This window comes from Alteromonas algae, from assembly GCF_049117195.1.
GTDB lineage: Bacteria > Pseudomonadota > Gammaproteobacteria > Enterobacterales > Alteromonadaceae > Alteromonas.
This window is the reverse complement of record NZ_CP185260.1, coordinates 524,959-543,834: the sequence shown is the minus strand read 5'-3', so window position 1 is coordinate 543,834 and position 18,876 is coordinate 524,959. Positions and strand designations below refer to the sequence as shown.

The window sequence follows — 18,876 nt, the reverse complement described above, 5'->3', positions numbered from 1 at the left end:
ATGAATATCAAAGCTAAGTTACTTATGCTCGTGATTTTGATTCCTTTCAAATCATATGCGGAAAAACCTATAGAAATTCACGCTATCCATAAAGAAACATTCGCATGTACGGAGCATTGGGATGGCCAGTTTAAATATAAAGGCGATGCACTAGGTACAGACTGCGTTATTGGGGGGTGGTATGAAGATGATAAAAGGCTATTTCAAAGATCCTTCATAAACAACGGTTTTGAAAATGAAGATTGGTTTGGTTTTAAAAAGAATGTGCTCGCACCATGCGATTGCACAGTTACGAAGATCCACTTAAATCCAATTACGAATGAACCAGGCGTTATGACCCCAGGAAGAGCAAGCTCAATAACCTTTAAAACCAAGGATGGATTGTCAGTAGTACTAGCTCATGTAAGAGAAATAGATGTAAAAGAAGGCGAATTAGTGAAGCGTGGTGCTGTCGTTGCTAAAGTCGGTAATAATGGATACAGTCGAAACCCCCATATTCACATTGGTGCGTGGAATAAAGAAGGCAAGCCTATTCAAATACAGTTTGATCAAAGTACGTTGGCACTGCTTGACCGCGAGTAAGTGCTTTATAATTGCATAAACTCGCCCACTGAGTTCGCTAGGACGCATACACGCGGGGCGGCTTCGGCATTATTAGAAAGTTATAACTACTTCACTAGGAGGCAATATGGAAGCTATGGGGATTATAGGATTTGTTTTTGGTTTAGCTGGTTTGTCTTATGCTACGACAGCAAAAAACGATATCGCCAAATTGAAAATAGAGTTTGAAGATTTTAAGGCGTCTTTAGAAGCTTCAGACAAATCGAATAAAAATAATTCATCGGAATAGCTATCGGCTAAATGTAGTTACAACAAGGGTTTTCAGGGAGGATTTAGGTTTGAATAATATTTTAGCCTACACGGGGATCGTTGCTTCGATATGGATTGTATTAGGTATTTATATTGCCTCTCGCTTTTATCCAAACTACAGTCATTCAAAACAATTCTGTAGTGAACTCGGCGCTTTTGGTAGCCCCACTCAAAAATTGTCGCCTGCAATAAATAACTACCCTTGTTAGTGGGTGATTGTGTATAACAAGCCAATCAACGCACTCACTGCGTCCGCTATTGAAAAGTTAGTTGCCAAGGACTATATGAGAAGCCTTCAATTATTCAGCTTATTATCTTTATTAGTAACGGTCTGTTTATCGTATTGGATTTTAGCTCCAATAAAGCCTGACTCAAGTGGGGCGTCTGCAGGTGCTGCTGGCCTTTTTCTTATGTTTATAGTGTTTCCACTATTTTGTTGCTCAGCTTTTGGCTCTATCACTTCGACAATAGCGCTACTGAGTCCTAAAATACGAAAAATTTTCAACTCTACAGGTTTGTTTTGGCGCTTTATTTGGTTTCTCAATGCCATTATATCTTTAGGCTATATCGCATTAGGTCTATATGTGACATATGAGATTATTTTTAGTTAAGGCAACTAAACAACGCTAAAGGCAGTCGCGCTGTTCTCTGAGACGCATACATGTAGGCGGCGTCGCTATTGTGCTCTATAAGGCCGCGTCCGTTATTGAAAAGTTATGTAATGTCGTAATATTCAAGTTTATAAGGTTTTACAAAATGGATAATTCAGAAGAAATATTTCATTACCTCAAGGAAATACTGGTCCCATATTCAAACGGCATGGTGGTTGTCACGGATGAGCCCAACAATTATTACTTAAACACGCATCATATAATGAAAAACAAGAAGCCAATGTATTTTGCCTCAGCCAAAATCAATAAGAATTATGTCAGCTTTCATCTTATGCCTGTTTACGTATTCCCAGAATTATTGGAAAGTATATCGCCAGAACTTCAAAATCGAATGCAAGGCAAGTCGTGCTTCAACTTTAACGCTACAGATGCAAAACTCTTTCAAGAGCTTAACGAATTAACACAAGCAGGGTATAGAAAGTATCAAAAAGCGGATTACTTGTAGTGCCGGATGCTTACATCACATAGCGCTTACCACCTTCCCTGCGGTCAATGGGACAGTTATTAGGGTGTTGTATGCCCGTAAACTTTAGTTTGTCGAAAAAGGAATTTAAACATTTGAAAAACTGTTACTTGTTACTTTCAATTATCTTTTGCTTTACCGTAAACGCCCAAACGCACACCGTGAGCGTAACTGTACCTCAGTCATACGAAACTGAGTCATCAAAAAACTACCCTGTTATTTATTTACTCGACGGCACTCAAAATCAGAATATGCTAAATGGCATGCTTGAAAGACTTCATTTATCAGAGGGTTCTTTTGAGCACATTATCGTAAGTATCGACGTGGAGGATAGGCTGAATGATTTCGCACCAACCGTAAACATGGACCCACGAGGCCCTGTTGGTAAAGGTGGTGGCGGGGACCAATTTTTAGATTTCCTAGAACAAGAGCTTATGCCTCGTATTAACAAAAATTATCGCACAAATGAATTTAATACCATTGTTGGCCACTCTGTTGCTGGGCTACTTGTTATTCATAGCTTTCATTCACGCCCCGAACTTTTTCAGTCTCATCTGGCCTTTAGTCCTGCTATCTGGTGGGGAGCAAGAGAGACGGCGAAATCGGCCAAAAATTACGTGCTCTCAAACGGAGGCGGCGACACTTACCTTTATATGAATATTGGTAGTGAAAACGGTGAAATGAAATCAGTGTATAACTCGTTTGCAACGACAATAATGAAAAACCGTTCTATTGATTTAAAGTTAACGCTAAACGAGTTTGACGATGTCTCTCACGATTTCACAATGGCTGCGGGATTATACAATGCTTTATCAGGGTTATATCAATATCAGCGGAGTAAGGGTATATAACAAAACATTGTTGGTACTCCCATCGCTCAGTGTAGTGCAAATGTAGTGGCGCTTTACCATTATGCGTGCTTCCTTTAGCGGTAAGCGATGTTCTCTCTTTAGTTACTAAGAGGTTCTATTGAAAAATTCTAATTATCATGCAAGTTCGAATATATTTATTCAAAACCTTTTCACGCCCATTACAAAAACCAACGCGAATTCTGCTTGGTATATTGATGAGTTTGGGGCTGTCATAGCGATTGTTGCAACGTGTGTGGCTTTGTACTTTTTAAGAAAGGGTAATGCTGAATTAACGCTCGTCAGAGCATAATGAAAGGCACAGTAGCGCACGCAAAAACCCTTGGCGGACGTTAATCGTTTAGATAGAAGCCAGAAAACAAATGGTAGTATAGGCGAAAAGAACAAGCAGAAAGCCTGCGCCAACGGCCCAGGCTTTCTTAAATAAAACGCATTATTTATGCAACAACACGTTCTATTATTAGAAGCGGTATTCTACACCGATGCTTGCTTGCTTAAGATCGGTTTCGAAATCGGTATCATCAATGTCATCGAATGCTTCATCTGCATCTAACTCTGTGTCGTACACCGTATACTCAGCATTTACTAGGAAGTTGCTGGTAATGGCATAACTAAGACCGGCACCAACAAAGAGGCTCTCATCGTCGTTGTCACGTGATACACCGACGAAATTGTATTCCGTTTCAGACCACAACTGACCGGCCTTGGCGTAAAGAGAAAAACGCTCGGTCAATGGCAGGATACCCTTAATCGCCGCTGTATACCCATCGGTTTCGGCGCCAGCAATGTCATTACCGTAGTCACCAAAATCGATATAGCCACCTTCAATGGCGACCCACTCGTTAAATTTATAACCTAACAGGCCTTGCCACACGTCTTTGTCATCGTCGAAGTCGTCTTCACCCTCTACACGAAGGTAACCATAGTTACCACCTACATAAAAGCCGCTGTCTTTCGCTTCAATTTGTGTTGACTGAGCGTTTGCACCGAAAGATGCCATCGCACTGATAGAGGCTACTGCTGCTATTCCGGTAAGTGTTTTCAGTGTGTGTTTCATAAGTTCATCCTTTTTACTTTTGTAATATTCCATCGACTTCTGATTGAAGTGAATGAGTGATTAATTTCACAAAGGATGTATCAAGTGCTGTGCCATAGTAGAAAATGCAAAACACTGGCTATAAGCGGGAAATTTTTACACGTGAGAGCGCTGTGTAGTTTGTTATTTAATCGGTTACCACACATCAAAAGTTCACTGCTTTTTTTTTGCGCGCAGATATTTCCTAGCCTTTGAAAGAGATTCATAGTGGCTGCAACAAATCTCTATTTAGCCCGTTAATATACTGAACGAATTCTTTAGTGATAATCAGGTTTTACTTAAATCACTAAGGAATTTAGGAGTAGGACATAGTTCCGTGTACTATATAGGTGGTAGGTAGGGCTTCATTTTGCTGACGCTATTTTACGCTCGCCGAAAAGGCGGCGCGTTATGTCTAAACTTTGTATTGGCCTATATGCGGGCCGTTAATAGTCATGGAGAAACTAAATATGAATGTAAACGCCACCTTTGTAGGGCAAATTGCTTTTGCGTTCGCCATTGTTTGCGCACTGATCGGGTATTTTTTAGGTAAACGGAAAAGTAATTCCCCTCTATTGCTTTCGGTCGTTGGTTTCGTTTGTGGTCTATTACCGCCATTAGGTGCTATTTTTATCATGGTATTAGCACTGAAGAAGGACAAGGCAGTAAATGAAACTAAGGTTGTATCTAACAACGCATAGCTACACGATGTAAAGCGGGACGTAATTGAAGTATACGTTTATGCGCTTAACACAAACATTTAGCGCTTATAGTGTTATTGAATGCCACCGGTGAGTAAAACCGTTCTTACTTGAAAGCCGACATTACACTGGAGATATACATGGATTGGTTGATAAATATATTGCTTACATTTGGACTTGTCGTTTTCGTCATCTTCTTTGTTGGGATTGTCGCGCACAAAAAGCTGCAAGATAAACAAAAATAGACTGTCATCTTAACGAATAGCCTCCTTTAAACATTGGCCAACGTAAGGCTTACCTATTGATACTTCGCGACTTTACTGAAAACGATGTAGACAGCTTAATCACTATTTTAAACGATCCCGCCGTCACTCAGTTTCTATCAACAAAAATCGCTTCGCCTTACACCAAAGAAGACGCACTTTGGTGGATAAACAAGGGCAGTAAAAGCGAACTAATAAAAGCTATCTCAGTTGATGGTATACTAGTAGGGTGCATCGGTATTAACACCGGGGAATTCGAGTATGAAAGATCAGGAGAAATAGGTTACTGGCTAGCAAAGCCCTATTGGCGAAAAGGAATTATGTCAGCTGCTATTCGCCAGATGTCTGAACACGCACTTTCTCATACTCATATTGTACGTTTATTTGCTTCGGTGTTTTCGGGTAATCATCCATCAATGCAACTATTGCTTAAGTCTGGATATAAACAAGAAGCGATTTTAGAAAGAAGCATCTTTAAAAACGGGCATTTTTACGATAACCATATATTTTCGTTACTGAAACCGTTATAAACGGCGGCGCTTTTGCTGCAAGGCAACCTGTTCGCAACACAACAATTTTTGTGGCGTCTCATACCGCTTTACAACCACACAGCATCATACATTAAATACACAACACAAGAGGTTTACCAATGGCCAAATTTGAAGATAGAGTGAATGAACTCGTCGCTAAACATCCTAATTTAACAAAAGAAGAAGCAATGAAAATTGTAACGGATAAAAACGCGCGTAAGAAAAAGAAGCGAGCGGAAAAATCAGACAAAAAGAATTAATAGTATGAAGTTTCTATCCCTTTTATTTTCGATATGGGTGATTAGCGGATGCGCTACGCTTTCACAACTTTCAGTTTACACCGTTACTGATAGTGAAGTAGAGCAAGTACTCGATCGTCAGCTTGGAAAGCTACAAAAGAAGGCATCGCTGGCAGGTATCCCTTTACTGTTGAATATAGATGACTTGACGGTCGCTATTGGCCCAGAAGGAAGAGATGTCGTAAGGCTAGGCACGAAGGCTACGGCACGCCTTAGCGCATTCGGCTTAAGCTACCCGATAAAGGTCGACTTAGCCTTAGAGGGCTCGCCTTATTACGATAGTGAAGAGAAGGCGATTTTTGTAAGGTCGCTGTCATTACTTTCAAGCAGCATTGATGCAGGCGGTTACAAAGGAAACATTGCCCCGGTGAGCGGTGAGTTTATGGCGTTAATAAACGGATACTTGGCGTCTAACCCCGTATACAAGCTAGACCCCACCAACAAAGCCGTTAGCTTACTTTCTACTGTTCCGTTGCAACTTAGCGTTGAACAAGGCAGATTAGCACTACGGCCTAAGCGCTAGCGCAATTGCAGCCGTAACCTAACGGCTGCAGAATGTAATCGCTTCGCCTAAACGTGGAAAAACGTTATTTAGTTAAGGAAACAAGATGAATAATAAAATTATAGGCATTGTACTTATTGTTGTTGGCGCCGCATTAGCAATGTGGGGTTATAACATTTATGACTCTGCGGGCGCGCAAATTACTCGCTCATTGAGTGGTGATACACCTGTTGAAGCATGGGCTGGCATGGTGGGTGGTGCAATCGCAATATTATTGGGTATAGTGCGGCTAAAATAGATGCCGAGTGCTTCGCCGTCACTTAAGCGGCGTGAAACACTATATAGCAGTAGAACACATTACGAGTATAAATGATGGAATTGGCGATATCGGTTATTGATGCGTTCACTGACACCGTATTTAAAGGCAACCCGGCAGCCGTTGTTATTTTAGATGCATGGTTGCCTGATGAACACATGCAGAATATCGCCGCTGAAAACAATTTGTCTGAAACCGCCTTTTTAGTCAATGTTGCTCACAATAGGTTTCATATTCGCTGGTTTTCGCCGCTAACTGAAATCGACTTTTGTGGGCATGCCACGCTTGCTTCCGCGCATGAGTTATTTTCTCAAAATAATGAGCTTCATCACGTTGAATTTACGGCTGACGCCGTAGGTAATTTTTCAGTCGATAGAACAAAATCGGGTATGTTGGCGATGGACTTTCCCAATACTTCCCCAACCTTGATAGCACCGAGTGAGGTGCCAAGTGCACTGCTGAAAGGTTTGTCTATTCCACCAGCTGAGGTTCTCATTAACAAACAGGCCTACATGGTGGTGTATGATAGCCCCTGTGATGTAAGAAATGTGAAACGTGACAACGCTACTTTAGCGATGCTTGCCCCCCATGACGTAGTGGTTACTAGCCGCAGTGATGATAGCCAATATGATTTTATTTCACGGTATTTTTGGCCTGCGAATGGCTCAGATGAAGACCCCGCCACGGGCTCTATTCATACTGCCCTCGCCCCTTTTTGGGCGAAACGATTGGGAAAAACAGCGCTTATCGGCTATCAAGCATCGGCACGTGGTGGCATTATTCATTGTGAAGTAAACCACCAGCGTGTAATCATATCGGGAAATACGGTGGCTTACCTTAAGGGTACTATTTCGATTTAGAATGTATATAGCGCGCCGGTAAATGCAAACATACTGTTGTCGGTATAGTCACCGCGCTTTAACCCTTCACCTTTATGCAGATAAGCGCCACCTAGCGCCAAACGCAACGACGGCAATACTTGCCAACGCCAGCGAGCTTCTACTTGGTGACCGATAAATCGTTCTGCATCAGCAGGGGTTCTTTGATACCACATGGCCTTATACGCAGCCATAATATGCTGTGATTTCGCCGGTTTGGATATGCTTCGAACCCCCACTGTCGCTAAGTTTCGCCGTGGCATTGCTTGATAAACATCGGTAGGTCCAAAATCAAAACGGCGCACACCGTATAACGTATCAAAATCTGATATTGTGCCATCAGCATTATTGTTATCGCCACTGATATAGTCTATTTCCGCGCGCAAGAATGTACTGCTAGAGATTTGTCTGCCTACATAACCAAATAGCATGTACGCGCGAACATCAACGGGCGTGGTGTCCTCTTGTTGGCTGGTTAAATGCGATGTCCCGGTTTGTCCAATGACTTCAAGATTGGCCTTCCACTGGTTAGAAAACGTAAAGGTATAATCTACCGATAAGGTGTACAGATCGCGGTTCTTTGTCGCCAGCGTATTACTGTCGCTTTCTTTTAGCCAATAGCTTTGCACTTTCAGTGCGTTATCCAGTGTCGTTGCATACACACCGTATAGTGCGCGTTCACGATAGCTTTTATCGAACGCTCTGTCGTTATTACTTACCAACGTACTGTCTGTTGGCAATCTACTCACCGGCTGTAAATATAACGTGCGTACATTCCAATCGAGTAGTCGCCAGTCAATCACCACCCCATCGAACATATTATTCGCATTACGGTAAATGGTATTAGACAGTAACCTTCTGCTGCCATGACTCACCTCTTGCCGGCCCGCACGCCACGATTGAAGTGCCCCATCGCCATTTGCCGTATAGGTAAGGTAAAATTGTAGTGGCTCTATGGTGTTTACTTGGTTAGACGATAAAGTCGGATCATTCTCATCAAGAAACACACGTGAATCGCCAACTTCAACGGTAACGCCCACATGCTTACTGAGCGCTGCATCAGCCTTGATAAATAAGCGTGACGATAACCGCTGGTTACTTTGCGAGCGTATGTCAGTGGTAGTTGGAAAAATTGGATTATTGAGCGCTTCATAGCGCAAACGATATGACCCACTAAAATCGACATCTATTGCTGATTCACTCGCCACCTGGTTGCTTATGACAAGCAGACACAGCATAAGAAATGAGGCAGTTGAAATACGCATAACACTCCGGTTTACAATCTTTCAGTTTACTAATTGCAAAGCGAGCAAGTATAAGGCAGTTGCCGTAAGGTGAAAGCTTTTTAATCATTAGAAACGGTTTTTGTGCCTATTTGTTTTGCGGTATGGGCTGTATTTTTACCGTTGAGTGAGGTTGCAAAACACTATTGAAGCCCATTATTGTAGTAGCACAATGAAAACGTTAGAGAAGAAAGTTTGCGAGAAATGAAACGCTCCATCGTTAACGATGTAATCGCTATCGCTGCTATTGCTTTGCTTATTACCTATTTTGTTTACTGGGTTGAAGCCCGCCGTGAGATTATGCTGCTTTGCGATAAGCTACCTCCAGGCATATCCAAGCAAGGCACACAAAAGCAACTTGACCGCTTTGAACTGTTAACGTGGGATACGCATATTGCTGCAAATGGCTCCAGTATTGTGGTTTATACGCCGCTTGATTTTGGCATGATGACCTGTAGGGTAACGTTTAATAAACGTGATGTAATTATTTACTCGGCCATCGAGTAACTCACTGCATCACTCTCGTTAAAATTAGCCATTCTGTACCACTTTGGTGCAGCGTTTACATGTTCGCAACAGGCCATTCACGGAAGTCATAAAACTCGTAAAGCATGACGTACCATGATGTTTTTTTGCGTCAGCATTTCTTGCCCTGCGCCCTATTATGACGGTGTGGGGAAACGTATACTCTCGCCGTGTCTTCTTAACGGTTTTTCTTTACTATGCAAAACACAAAACACAGTGTCATTGAGGATATTTTTGCCTTAGTGAGCGCAGGCCTTTTTGTTGCGTTTGGTGTCTTTCTTTTTCAATCGCAGGATTTAATGGTAGGTGGCGCTGCAGGACTTGCTTTGCTTGGCTCATATGCGTTTGACATGGAATTTGGGTTAATCTTCTTTTTAATAAACCTGCCGTTCTATGCGCTGGCATGGACACAAATTAGCAAACGCTTTACCTTTAATACCTTCATATCGGTTACGACCGTATCGGTATTAACTGAGCAAATTCCAGCGTTTGTTGATATTAGCCACATGAACCCTATTTTCACGGCTATTTTCGGTGGAATTTTAATAGGCGTTGGTATGCTGATAATGTTTAGGCATAGCTCTAGCTTAGGTGGCGTGGGTATTTTAGCCTTCTTCCTTCAAAGCCGGTTTAATATTCGAGCAGGGACATTCCAGTTAACAGTAGATAGCGTTATATTGCTAACGGCATTGTCTTTTATCGCAGGGCATTTAGTGCTTATTTCTATCCTTGCGGCATTCTTTTTAAACATGGTAATTTCGCTAAATCATCGCCCAGAACGTTACTTCCCGGTAGTTGCCAAAAGCGACAACGAGCAAGATCAACACGCCATCACTTCAGACTTGCAGCCACAAAACTCATAAATGAAAAAAGCCCGGTGTTTTCAGGCACTGGGCTTTCGGAATATTACTGGCTATTGCCGCACCGCTTTGTGTTTAGCCGCGCATCTTTAAGGCTTTTTGGGCGCTGGCTTTGTCGGTCGACTTACTGCCCCACGATTCATTCTTGGTCGAGAATACGAAGTACGCATACAAACCTCACTTACGTGTAACCCAAACACCTCGGTAATGAAAAATTCACTGCCATAAAGTGTCTGAGCGCATTCAGTATACGCCTATTTACTCGTAAACCACCTCATTCTTTCTGTGAATAATATGTAATTAGCCAAACGAGGGTTACTATAAAACGAGACACTACAACGCCCCGTTTTATAGGTACTTCACAATGCGCGGCACTCTTGCAGACACCCGAGTCATCAGTTCATAATCTATTGTGCCTGCCGCCTCTGCAACCTCAGCAATAGCGACCTGTTCGCCCCATAATTCAACCCTATCACCAATGCGCACGTTCGGGACATGTGTAACGTCGATGGTGATCATATCCATTGATACACGACCAACTAGCGGGGCACGCACACCATTTATTGCCACTGGCGTTCCGTTTGGACAATGCCGCGGATAACCGTCGGCGTAGCCAATCCCAACGGTGGCGATAGTGCTTGGTGCCGATGCGCGCCACGTTTGACCGTATCCTACACCGTCACCCGCCGGTATCTCACGCAACGCTATCACGCTTGAACGTAAGGTCATTGCGGGGGATAAACTTACTTCGCTACCTGCGGGTGCGCTGCCGTAAACTGCGACACCTAAGCGATTGTAAGCAGCACGGCTTTCAGGCCACAGTAATGTGGCAGGTGAGTTCGCTAAGCTAACAGGCATATTAAGCGGCGCAACAACCCGGGTGAAAGTATCAATTTGTTGCTGCGTGAAGGGGTTATCAACGTCATCAGCACATGCAAAGTGTGTAGTGATAACCGTTTCAGACGTAAGTACGTCTTGATACCGCTTTACTATTTCGGGAAAACCGTTAAGCGCAAACCCCAGCCGATGCATACCACTGTCTACTTTCAACCAAATATGCGGCCTAGCATGGGCAGGGCACGCCTGCATCCATTGCAACTGCTGTTCGTTATGCATAACTAAAATACAGTCGTGTATTTTAGCCATAGCGCATTCTTTTGCCTGATGCGCTCCTTCAAGCACCACAATGGGCGCCTTTACACCTGCATCGCGAAGTGCCACGGCTTCTTCAATAATCGCCACAGCAAAGCGAGGCGATACATGTTGAAGTATGCGTGCGACATTCAACGCACCATGGCCGTAGGCGTCCGCTTTCACAACGGCCATACAACGGCTAGTAGCAGACAGTGATGCTAACGCTTTGAAATTGCTCAGTAGCGCATCCGCGTGAATGATGGCTTGTGTTTGTCGACTCACAGAGAGATATTAACCTGTAATGAAGCTTCTTGTGCAGATTGTACCATGAGTTCCCAAGGAACAAATTCAACTTAATCATTTTTATAAACACCGTTCGCAACCGATATTTTGCTATAGTTGCCCCACTTAATAGGTACGGTATTAATCGTACACGTAACATAATACTATTTGCCATACGCGTTTTCTCAAAGGGTCAATATGTCATCTCCTACTTCGCCGATAGTTCCGCACCTTATCAAAGATTTAGCCCATATCGTGTCTGAGGGACGAAACCCTAACACGATGGATATCGACACCCTATCAACGGAGGGCATGCTTGCACGCATCAACCATGAAGACAGCAACGTTGCCCCTTGCGTGGCACAGCAGATTCCAGTTATTGCCAAGGTTGTAGAGGCTGCCGCAGACAGCATCGCACGCGGCGGACGGCTTATTTATACTGGTGCTGGCACAAGTGGTCGTTTAGGAATATTGGATGCAGCAGAATGTCGTCCTACGTTTAGTGTACCCGATGGGGTTGTGGTCGGGGTGATTGCCGGCGGTGAAACCGCTATTCAACATGCTGTAGAAGGCGCTGAAGATAATAGTGAAGCCGGTGAGACTGACTTGCGCGCATTATCGCTGTCACACACCGACACCGTGGTAGGCCTTTCAGCCAGCGGCAGAACGCCTTATGTCTCTGGTGCATTACGCTATGCTGGGCAATGTGGTTGTGCCACGGCGGCCATTGCTTGTAGCCCAAAAGCAACAATTTTCGAGCATGCAAAGTATGCTATTTGCCCTGTTGTTGGCCCTGAAGCGCTAACAGGCTCAACACGTATGAAGGCCGGTACTGCACAAAAACTTATTCTTAATATGATAAGCACAGCCACAATGATAAAGCTTGGAAAAACCTATGAAAACCTAATGGTTGATGTGAAGGCGAGCAACGAAAAGCTTAAAGCACGGGCTGTGCGCATTGTTGTGTCAGCAACCGAGTGTGATGAGCAAACAGCCCAACAGGCTTTATTAGCTGCAGATAACAACGCCAAACTGGCTATTTTGATGGTGCTTACCGACACCACTAAAGAAGAGGCGGAGCGTTTGCTGGAACAGAAAAGGGGCTATCTTCGCCATGCTATTACAACGCGCTAACGTGCTTAATTTAACGCAATTATTAACCCTAGCACTTGTCTTGCTAATAAGTGGCTGCCACACCCATTACAAAGACACCACGACACTGGGCGCGCAACAACCCGCACAGCCTATTCAGGTAGGTGCGCAGCAGTATTCTGCTTACCTTCCGCTTTTGAAAAATAAACGTGTTTCGTTAGTGGTCAATCATAGCGCGCGCGTTCCGGCTGGAGAGAAGGACGCTGCCCACCTGCTTGATGCACTGCTATCTCGTAACATTAACGTTGTGAGTATTATGTCACCTGAGCATGGCTTTAGGGGACAAGCTAGCGCGGGGGAACGTATTGAAGATGGTATAGATTCACGTACAGGCCTTCCCATTCATTCTCTTTACGGGAAAACGAAAAAGCCGACCGCTAGCATGCTAGAAAATGTTGATGTGTTGGTATTCGATATCCAAGATGTTGGCGTTCGCTTTTATACGTACTTAAGTACATTACACTATATTCTGGAAGCTGCCGCACAGCAGGCTATTTCGGTTGTAGTGCTTGACCGGCCAAACCCGAACGGCCGGTTTACCGACGGCCCCGTACTACACCCTAATTATAAGTCTTTTGTAGGCATGCACCCTATTCCTGTGCTGCACGGTATGACATTGGGCGAGTTAGCGCTAATGATTAAGGGTGAGCAGTGGATAGACGGTGCCAACTCACTTTTGCTGCACGTGGTGCCTGTCGCGCATTATAACAAAGCAATGCCCTATTCGCTGCCTACACCGCCTAGCCCAAATTTACCTAACGATAGTGCCATTGCCCTTTACCCTACACTGTGTTTTTTTGAAGGTACTGCGGTAAGCATAGGGCGTGGCACTGACATCCCGTTTCAGCTTATCGGCCACCCGAATGTGCCGCTTGGCGATAAACGTATTACCGTGACACCAAACGCCGGTGCCAGTGCCCCTAAGTACGTTGGTGACACGTTGTACGCAGCGTTTTTACCGCCCGGCAGTGTTTCGGGGCTTGACCTAACGTTGTTACTGAATACGTACCACACTGTCACAAGCGCTAACGACGTATTTTTTACTCGGCCGCACTTTTTCGACAAGCTGGCCGGCACCGATGCACTTAGACTCGCCATCATTAACGGCGATTCGGCATCTGCAATTAAAGAAACATGGCGTAGGCCGCTCGATACCTTTAAAGCAAAGCGGGCGCCGTACTTACTTTACCCCATTAATAGCCCTGATGGCCGCTAAGTAAAAACCAACCCTCAAGTGAAAGGTTTATTCATGACGCACGCTACGCCTGACCACAATAATTTTTCATTGTTTGAAGCCGCGTGTTATGACGTTTTGACACGCGATGATGTTATTACCGACGTTGCTAAGCGATACGCCTATGCCACCGATGCCAGCTTTTATACTCAAACGCCTCGATTAGTGCTTCGAGTCCCTGATGTGACGGCCATGAAACGCATTGTTGCACTCGCTAATAAGCATAAGATTGCATTAACGTTTCGCGCTGCCGGCACGAGCTTGTCTGGTCAAGCGATCACCGACAGCGTTTTGGTATTGTTAACACCAGATTGGACTGGCTTTAGCATTATTGATAACGGCCATGCCATAAGCCTTCAACCTGGTATTATCGGCGCAAAAGCGAATCATATTTTACAACCCTTTGGCCGAAAAATAGGGCCAGACCCAGCCTCGATTAACGCCTGCAAAATAGGGGGGATTGCCGCAAATAATGCGTCGGGGATGTGCTGTGGCGTTAAGCATAATTCGTATCACACCTTGCGCGCCTTACACATCATTTTGGCCGATGGCAGTGAATTGGACACCGCGAGCGAAGATAGCATCTCGGCTTTTTCGCGTTCCCATGCGCCTCTTCTCAGTACGCTTTCTACTATTCGCGCCTCATTGCTTGCTAACACAGCGTTAGCAGAGAGAGTTCGTCATCAGTACCGGATTAAGAACACCATGGGATATGGGCTAAATGCCCTGCTCGATTACACCGACCCAATCGATATTTTATCGCACTTGATGATAGGGTCTGAGGGAACATTAGGGTTTATTGCTAATATTACCTACAACACCATTTCATTGCCCAACGCACGACAAACTGGGTTGTATCAGTTTAGCAATATAGCAGATGCCTGTGGCGTGATTAGTGCGCTACAACAGTATCATGTAGATGCGGTTGAATTGATGGATGCTAGGGCGTTGCAAGCTGTTGCGCCACTACTTAACGATATTACACGCGACGGCGTACAACCTGGCAAAGTGGCGCTACTTATTGATATTGGCGGTGCTAACGTCGATGCAGTCAACGCGACAGTACAACACGTTGCGCACACGCTTACCCATGATGGTAACGGCCAGCCATTATGTGACTTTACCCATGATCCAGTGCGCATAAGTAAGTTATGGGATATACGCAAAGGGTTGTTTCCTGCCGTCGGTGCTAACCGCCCATCTGGTACTACGGTTATTATTGAAGATGTCGCCTTTCCCCTTAGCCAACTCGCCGATGGAATTATAGCGATTGAAGCACTTTTTACCCGTTTCAATTATGACGATGGCATTATATTCGGGCATGCCTTAGACGGAAATGTCCATTTTGTATTTAGCCAAGGGTTTAATACCGATAGCGACACTGCACGCTATGCTAATTTTATGAAAGCGGTGTCTGACGTGGTAACAAAGCAATTTGATGGAAGCCTTAAAGCCGAGCATGGTACGGGCAGAAATATGGCACCGTTTTTACGCGATCAATGGGGTGATGATGGCGTTGAAATTATGCAACTTATTAAACAGGCCATTGACCCTCGTGGTATTTTGAACCCTGGTGTTATTATCAACGACGATGTTAATGCCCATTTAACGCATCTAAAACCCCTTCCGGCCATAGATCCACGCGTCGACGCCTGTATTGAATGCGGGTTTTGTGAACCTCAGTGCCCTTCAAAGGATTACACGCTTACTCCTCGCCAGCGTATTGCGCTAAAACGCCGGGAAAAATACAATCTCCTTAGCGATGACAGTGCGAAACAGCAAGATGCTGATGCTATTGCAGTAAGCTATACCGCCTTGGCGCTTGATTCATGCGCCGCCACCGGCTTGTGTGCTACTACTTGCCCGGTTGGTATAGATACTGGCGAGTGGGTAACACAGTTACGATATCAGCAACGCACTCGCGCATCACGTGCAATGTCAGGGTTTGCAGCTAAACATATTGATGATACTCGGCACATTGCAACGTTTGCATTATCGGCGGGTCATCACGTAAACCAACGGCTTGGCACAAACACAATGCGTAAGGTAACGGCATCGCGACTTATGCCTACATGGCGCGATTTTATGCCAAAGGCGGCCCCTTCTATTACGCGCCTTTTACGAGAAAATAAAGTCACTGCAGCTGGAAATACTGTCGGGTCTAACGTTAATACTCTCCCTCAAAGCGATGCGACGCGCGTTGTGTATTTACCTAGCTGTAGCAGTCATGTGTTTGGTACAACGGGGAAAGAAAAAGCGGTGAGCGAAGCCATGTTTTCGCTATTTAAGAAAGCCGGCATTACATTGATTGTCGCCAATAAGAACAACCTTTGTTGTGGAAAGCCGTGGGAAAGTAGAGGCGAAATTGATATTGCGCAACGTAAAAAGCGCGAGTGGTTAGACGCCGCAGAACATGTTGAGGCTAATGAGCACACAACAGCTATTACAGATAACGCGGCATGTGTGTCGAAAGCGAGCACTCACTCAAAGCAAGTAATTGATGTTAGTGAATACTTGCTAACTGATGTACTTCCTCGGCTAATCGTCACAAAATTGGACGCACCGCTTATGCTACACACCACGTGCTCGACGACTAAACGCGGGGAACATCATATGCTTTATTCTCTGGCAAAAGCGTGTAGCGACAACGTGCTCATTCCTACCGATATTAGCTGTTGCGGGTTCGCCGGTGATAAAGGTTTCAGTGAACCAAAGCTTAATGAATATGCATTACAGCCGCTGCGCGCACAGGTCCCAAAATCGGTATCACGGGGCGTTACCAACAGTGCGACATGTGCTATTGGTTTAACTGAACATAGTGGGGTGCTTTATTCCCATATTGTCGTATTACTTGATGAACTCAGTCAGCCTTTACCAGGCTAGTACTATCGTGTTTTTTCCCATGTCACGGGGGTATATTCGAACGCCTTTGCCTTGCCTGTTAATACATTTACGAGGGCGTTAAATAATGGCGAGGTATAGCCGGGTTGCCGAAGTGCATGAAGATCTACCGTATAACTGTATGACGCCAGACCTATGTCAGCATACTGGCGCATATCGTCAGCAATGTAAGGCATTCTTAGTGCAATGAATACAACCTGCTTATTCGCAGACTGTGCCAACTGCATCATCTCTTTGGTAAATGCATGCACCTGCGTTAATATTGCTCTCTTTTTTATCGCCTCTGCACTGTCTATGCCGCCTAATTCATAATTGGCATGCCGTGGCGTGATGTCGCCCACAATAAGTTTATCTGCCGTTTTTAATGCTTTGTGTACGGTTTGCTTAGGTGGCAATTGTGTTAATGGGATACACGCTAGTTGAACGGTAGATTGTAACGTAGCGACACTTTTTTCAAAAGCTAGGCATCGTGCTGTGTCAGGCATAAGGGCCAACCACGTGGACAATCCCTCGCTGTCTGAGCGATGTATAGGCAACAATGCTTTGCCGTACAGCGCGCTGACACTTTCGCGAGAAAGCGCTTTCTCTAGCCGTTTACTTTCTTGCATTACCAACTTAGCACTACCTTGCACAATGCCATTAGAAAGCGCTTTCTTGTTATTTGTAGGTTGGATAAAACGGCGCTTTGTTTTAATGATCCGCTGGTGTGACGAGGTTAATTCTGACAGTGATAATGTGTCCTCAGACGGGGAACGCACTGATACGCGCTCTGCTAACTGTGACACTAGCTGCTTAAATGCAGTGATATCGTCAGGCGTTCGAATAGCATAAGGCATAAGCGCGATATCAGCCCCTACCTGATAGGCCTTTAACATTGCATCTTCTTGTGTGTAGTAATGCGAAATACCCGCCATATTCAGCGCGTCGGTCACGACTACCCCTTTAAAACCTAACTGCCTACGTAACAAGTCAGTAATAATAGGTCTTGAGAGCGTTGCAGGTACGATATACGCATTGCCTTTTTCATCATCTATTTGCGTGCTATCAAATGCTGGGTACTGGATATGTGCTGTCATAATCATCGCGGGCGGCGAGTCACTGCCTATGAGTTCAGCAAATGGGAGCACATCGCTTTGCATGGCAACCTTACGGCTGTGGTCAACACGGGGTAACCCCGTATGGCTGTCGATACTTGTGTCGCCATGCCCCGGAAAGTGTTTAGGTACGCTTATTACCCCGTTATCTTGTAAACCTTTTACAAATGCTTCGCCAAGCTTAGCCACATGTTTAGGCGCTTCACCAAAACTTCTTACGTTGATCACGGGGTTATTCGGTTCGCTGTTAATATCGACTGAGGGCGCAAAATTAGTATTCACGCCATGCAGCGTTAGCTGAGACGCGATAGCACTGGCGACATTGTAAGAAAACGCCGTGCCGTGCTTTTTAAACGTAGCACCAATGGCGAGGTTTCCGGCAAATGCGGGCAGTATAGACGGTGGGAAGCGTGCCACTCGTCCCCCTTCTTGGTCGATGGCAATGAACAACGGCGGTTTTTGAGCCTTTTTCATTGCGGCCTGCATCTGGCTGTTTAGTGCTATCAGCTGCTCAGACGTTTTAATGTTCTCAGAGAACAGAATTACGCCGCCAATATTATTGGATGTTAGCAATGCTTCAAGGTCATCTGGGAGAGTAGTTACCGGTTCTTGACAAGCCTTCGTCGGTGTTCCGCTAGCGCAAAAATACCGAAAGTCGAGCATGATTTTTTGCCCAAGCATATCGACGATTTTTTGCTTAGACGGCGCAGTGGCAAACAACGACGCATGATAGAAAAGGAAAGTAACAAAGAGGACACTTGCAACGCGCAGCACAGTTATTCCTTGAAGACACAAGCTAGAGGCATTACATCATAAAGAGATAAGCCATAAAAATACAGCAAGGTGTTGCGCATAGTAGAAACGGCGCTAGTATTAAGACCCTACTATACGGTACGCTAGCACTCGGTCGTTCGAGTACCCGCTGAGCATTGTATTTTTCATATAATTCAAGCCGCTTGGCAAGTGTACAAGGT

General features: G+C 44.8%; 20 protein-coding genes and 1 pseudogene. 16 read left to right on the top strand and 5 right to left on the bottom strand.

Annotated elements, in window-relative coordinates; translation table 11 throughout:
* From ACOJRU_RS02400 to ACOJRU_RS02390, 3 genes and pseudogenes are all read left to right on the top strand, one after another.
* Nucleotides 1-582 carry a M23 family metallopeptidase gene (locus ACOJRU_RS02400; RefSeq protein ID WP_421133472.1) on the top strand — a complete coding sequence of 194 codons (582 nt, stop codon included), beginning with the start codon at nt 1-3 and terminating at the stop codon, nt 580-582.
* 106 nt (nt 583-688) lie between these two features.
* Nucleotides 689-850, top strand: coding sequence for a hypothetical protein (locus tag ACOJRU_RS02395; RefSeq protein ID WP_421133471.1), 162 nt, complete (start codon nt 689-691; stop codon nt 848-850).
* A gap of 49 nt (nt 851-899) precedes the next feature.
* Nucleotides 900-1,073 (top strand): annotated as a pseudogene (locus tag ACOJRU_RS02390) (DUF998 domain-containing protein); the annotation flags it as partial.
* A 92-nt stretch (nt 1,074-1,165) separates the two neighbouring features.
* Here ACOJRU_RS02390 and ACOJRU_RS02385 read toward each other — a convergent pair.
* A complete protein-coding gene (locus ACOJRU_RS02385) occupies nt 1,166-1,420 on the bottom strand; it encodes a hypothetical protein (RefSeq protein WP_421133470.1) in 255 nt (84 codons plus the stop codon).
* A 206-nt stretch (nt 1,421-1,626) separates the two neighbouring features.
* On the opposite strand from ACOJRU_RS02385, the gene ACOJRU_RS02380 reads away from it, so the two are divergent.
* The gene (locus ACOJRU_RS02380; protein ID WP_421133469.1) at nt 1,627-1,986 is read left to right on the top strand and encodes a hypothetical protein; all 360 of its coding nucleotides are present in this window, start codon (nt 1,627-1,629) and stop codon (nt 1,984-1,986) included.
* Nucleotides 1,987-2,165: 179 nt separating this feature from the next.
* Complete coding sequence (locus ACOJRU_RS02375; RefSeq protein WP_421133468.1) at nt 2,166-2,855, top strand: alpha/beta hydrolase; 690 nt, start codon at nt 2,166-2,168, stop codon at nt 2,853-2,855.
* A 478-nt stretch (nt 2,856-3,333) separates the two neighbouring features.
* On the opposite strand, the gene ACOJRU_RS02370 is transcribed toward ACOJRU_RS02375, so the two are convergent.
* Nucleotides 3,334-3,930: a porin family protein gene (locus tag ACOJRU_RS02370; protein WP_421133467.1), complete on the bottom strand. Its 597-nt coding sequence runs from the start codon at nt 3,928-3,930 to the stop codon at nt 3,334-3,336.
* Between the two features lie 488 nt (nt 3,931-4,418).
* On the opposite strand from ACOJRU_RS02370, the gene ACOJRU_RS02365 reads away from it, so the two are divergent.
* From ACOJRU_RS02365 to ACOJRU_RS02340, 6 genes are all read left to right on the top strand, one after another.
* A complete protein-coding gene (locus ACOJRU_RS02365) occupies nt 4,419-4,649 on the top strand; it encodes a hypothetical protein (RefSeq protein ID WP_421133466.1) in 231 nt (76 codons plus the stop codon).
* Between the two features lie 301 nt (nt 4,650-4,950).
* A complete protein-coding gene (locus ACOJRU_RS02360) occupies nt 4,951-5,442 on the top strand; it encodes a GNAT family N-acetyltransferase (RefSeq protein ID WP_421133465.1) in 492 nt (163 codons plus the stop codon).
* A 119-nt stretch (nt 5,443-5,561) separates the two neighbouring features.
* Nucleotides 5,562-5,702, top strand: coding sequence for a hypothetical protein (locus ACOJRU_RS02355; protein ID WP_421133464.1), 141 nt, complete (start codon nt 5,562-5,564; stop codon nt 5,700-5,702).
* Between the two features lie 4 nt (nt 5,703-5,706).
* Nucleotides 5,707-6,264 (top strand): DUF1439 domain-containing protein, encoded by a 558-nt coding sequence (locus tag ACOJRU_RS02350; RefSeq protein ID WP_421133463.1) that lies wholly within the window; start codon nt 5,707-5,709, stop codon nt 6,262-6,264.
* Between the two features lie 85 nt (nt 6,265-6,349).
* On the top strand, nt 6,350-6,541 hold the full coding sequence (locus ACOJRU_RS02345) for a DUF3185 family protein (RefSeq protein WP_421133462.1): 192 nt from the start codon (nt 6,350-6,352) through the stop codon (nt 6,539-6,541).
* A 74-nt stretch (nt 6,542-6,615) separates the two neighbouring features.
* Nucleotides 6,616-7,419, top strand: a complete 804-nt coding sequence (locus ACOJRU_RS02340; RefSeq protein WP_421134694.1) for a PhzF family phenazine biosynthesis protein — start codon at nt 6,616-6,618, stop codon at nt 7,417-7,419.
* On the opposite strand, the gene ACOJRU_RS02335 is transcribed toward ACOJRU_RS02340, so the two are convergent.
* The gene (locus ACOJRU_RS02335) at nt 7,416-8,702 is read right to left on the bottom strand and encodes an alginate export family protein (RefSeq protein WP_421133461.1); all 1,287 of its coding nucleotides are present in this window, start codon (nt 8,700-8,702) and stop codon (nt 7,416-7,418) included. The two genes, ACOJRU_RS02340 and ACOJRU_RS02335, sit on opposite strands and share 4 nt — an antisense overlap.
* Nucleotides 8,703-8,924: 222 nt before the next feature.
* Here ACOJRU_RS02335 and ACOJRU_RS02330 point away from each other — a divergent pair, with 222 nt between their 5' ends.
* Both ACOJRU_RS02330 and ACOJRU_RS02325 read left to right on the top strand, forming a co-directional pair.
* Nucleotides 8,925-9,227 carry a hypothetical protein gene (locus ACOJRU_RS02330; protein ID WP_421133460.1) on the top strand — a complete coding sequence of 101 codons (303 nt, stop codon included), beginning with the start codon at nt 8,925-8,927 and terminating at the stop codon, nt 9,225-9,227.
* A 215-nt stretch (nt 9,228-9,442) separates the two neighbouring features.
* Nucleotides 9,443-10,108 (top strand): YitT family protein, encoded by a 666-nt coding sequence (locus ACOJRU_RS02325; protein ID WP_421133459.1) that lies wholly within the window; start codon nt 9,443-9,445, stop codon nt 10,106-10,108.
* 345 nt (nt 10,109-10,453) lie between these two features.
* On the opposite strand, the gene alr is transcribed toward ACOJRU_RS02325, so the two are convergent.
* Entirely contained in the window at nt 10,454-11,521 is a 1,068-nt protein-coding gene (gene alr, locus ACOJRU_RS02320; protein ID WP_421133458.1) for an alanine racemase, read from the bottom strand.
* Nucleotides 11,522-11,719: 198 nt separating this feature from the next.
* Here alr and murQ point away from each other — a divergent pair, with 198 nt between their 5' ends.
* The 3 genes from murQ to ACOJRU_RS02305 are packed head-to-tail and all read left to right on the top strand — an operon-like array spanning nt 11,720 to nt 16,790.
* The gene (gene murQ / locus ACOJRU_RS02315) at nt 11,720-12,655 is read left to right on the top strand and encodes an N-acetylmuramic acid 6-phosphate etherase (protein WP_421133457.1); all 936 of its coding nucleotides are present in this window, start codon (nt 11,720-11,722) and stop codon (nt 12,653-12,655) included.
* Nucleotides 12,636-13,889 carry an exo-beta-N-acetylmuramidase NamZ domain-containing protein gene (locus tag ACOJRU_RS02310; RefSeq protein ID WP_421133456.1) on the top strand — a complete coding sequence of 418 codons (1,254 nt, stop codon included), beginning with the start codon at nt 12,636-12,638 and terminating at the stop codon, nt 13,887-13,889. Before murQ ends, ACOJRU_RS02310 begins: the two co-directional genes overlap by 20 nt.
* Nucleotides 13,890-13,922: 33 nt before the next feature.
* The gene (locus ACOJRU_RS02305) at nt 13,923-16,790 is read left to right on the top strand and encodes an FAD-binding and (Fe-S)-binding domain-containing protein (RefSeq protein ID WP_421133455.1); all 2,868 of its coding nucleotides are present in this window, start codon (nt 13,923-13,925) and stop codon (nt 16,788-16,790) included.
* A gap of 2 nt (nt 16,791-16,792) precedes the next feature.
* On the opposite strand, the gene ACOJRU_RS02300 is transcribed toward ACOJRU_RS02305, so the two are convergent.
* Nucleotides 16,793-18,676 carry a glycoside hydrolase family 3 N-terminal domain-containing protein gene (locus tag ACOJRU_RS02300; RefSeq protein WP_421133454.1) on the bottom strand — a complete coding sequence of 628 codons (1,884 nt, stop codon included), beginning with the start codon at nt 18,674-18,676 and terminating at the stop codon, nt 16,793-16,795.
* Between the last annotated feature and the right edge of the window lie 200 nt (nt 18,677-18,876).

Excerpts from the sequence above, each read along its gene's own strand:
- ACOJRU_RS02380 (WP_421133469.1), top strand. The coding sequence starts at position 1,627 with ATGGATAATTCAGAAGAAATATTTCATTACCTCAAGGAAATACTGGTC.
- ACOJRU_RS02325 (WP_421133459.1), top strand. The coding sequence starts at position 9,443 with ATGCAAAACACAAAACACAGTGTCATTGAGGATATTTTTGCCTTAGTG.
- ACOJRU_RS02310 (WP_421133456.1), top strand. The coding sequence starts at position 12,636 with ATGCTATTACAACGCGCTAACGTGCTTAATTTAACGCAATTATTAACC.
- ACOJRU_RS02305 (WP_421133455.1), top strand. The coding sequence starts at position 13,923 with ATGACGCACGCTACGCCTGACCACAATAATTTTTCATTGTTTGAAGCC.
- ACOJRU_RS02400 (WP_421133472.1), top strand. The coding sequence starts at position 1 with ATGAATATCAAAGCTAAGTTACTTATGCTCGTGATTTTGATTCCTTTC.
- ACOJRU_RS02345 (WP_421133462.1), top strand. The coding sequence starts at position 6,350 with ATGAATAATAAAATTATAGGCATTGTACTTATTGTTGTTGGCGCCGCA.
- ACOJRU_RS02395 (WP_421133471.1), top strand. The coding sequence starts at position 689 with ATGGAAGCTATGGGGATTATAGGATTTGTTTTTGGTTTAGCTGGTTTG.
- ACOJRU_RS02355 (WP_421133464.1), top strand. The coding sequence starts at position 5,562 with ATGGCCAAATTTGAAGATAGAGTGAATGAACTCGTCGCTAAACATCCT.
- ACOJRU_RS02370 (WP_421133467.1), bottom strand. The coding sequence starts at position 3,930 with ATGAAACACACACTGAAAACACTTACCGGAATAGCAGCAGTAGCCTCT.
- ACOJRU_RS02365 (WP_421133466.1), top strand. The coding sequence starts at position 4,419 with ATGAATGTAAACGCCACCTTTGTAGGGCAAATTGCTTTTGCGTTCGCC.
- ACOJRU_RS02330 (WP_421133460.1), top strand. The coding sequence starts at position 8,925 with ATGAAACGCTCCATCGTTAACGATGTAATCGCTATCGCTGCTATTGCT.
- ACOJRU_RS02385 (WP_421133470.1), bottom strand. The coding sequence starts at position 1,420 with ATGGCATTGAGAAACCAAATAAAGCGCCAAAACAAACCTGTAGAGTTG.
- murQ (WP_421133457.1), top strand. The coding sequence starts at position 11,720 with ATGTCATCTCCTACTTCGCCGATAGTTCCGCACCTTATCAAAGATTTA.
- ACOJRU_RS02335 (WP_421133461.1), bottom strand. The coding sequence starts at position 8,702 with ATGCGTATTTCAACTGCCTCATTTCTTATGCTGTGTCTGCTTGTCATA.
- ACOJRU_RS02350 (WP_421133463.1), top strand. The coding sequence starts at position 5,707 with ATGAAGTTTCTATCCCTTTTATTTTCGATATGGGTGATTAGCGGATGC.
- ACOJRU_RS02340 (WP_421134694.1), top strand. The coding sequence starts at position 6,616 with ATGGAATTGGCGATATCGGTTATTGATGCGTTCACTGACACCGTATTT.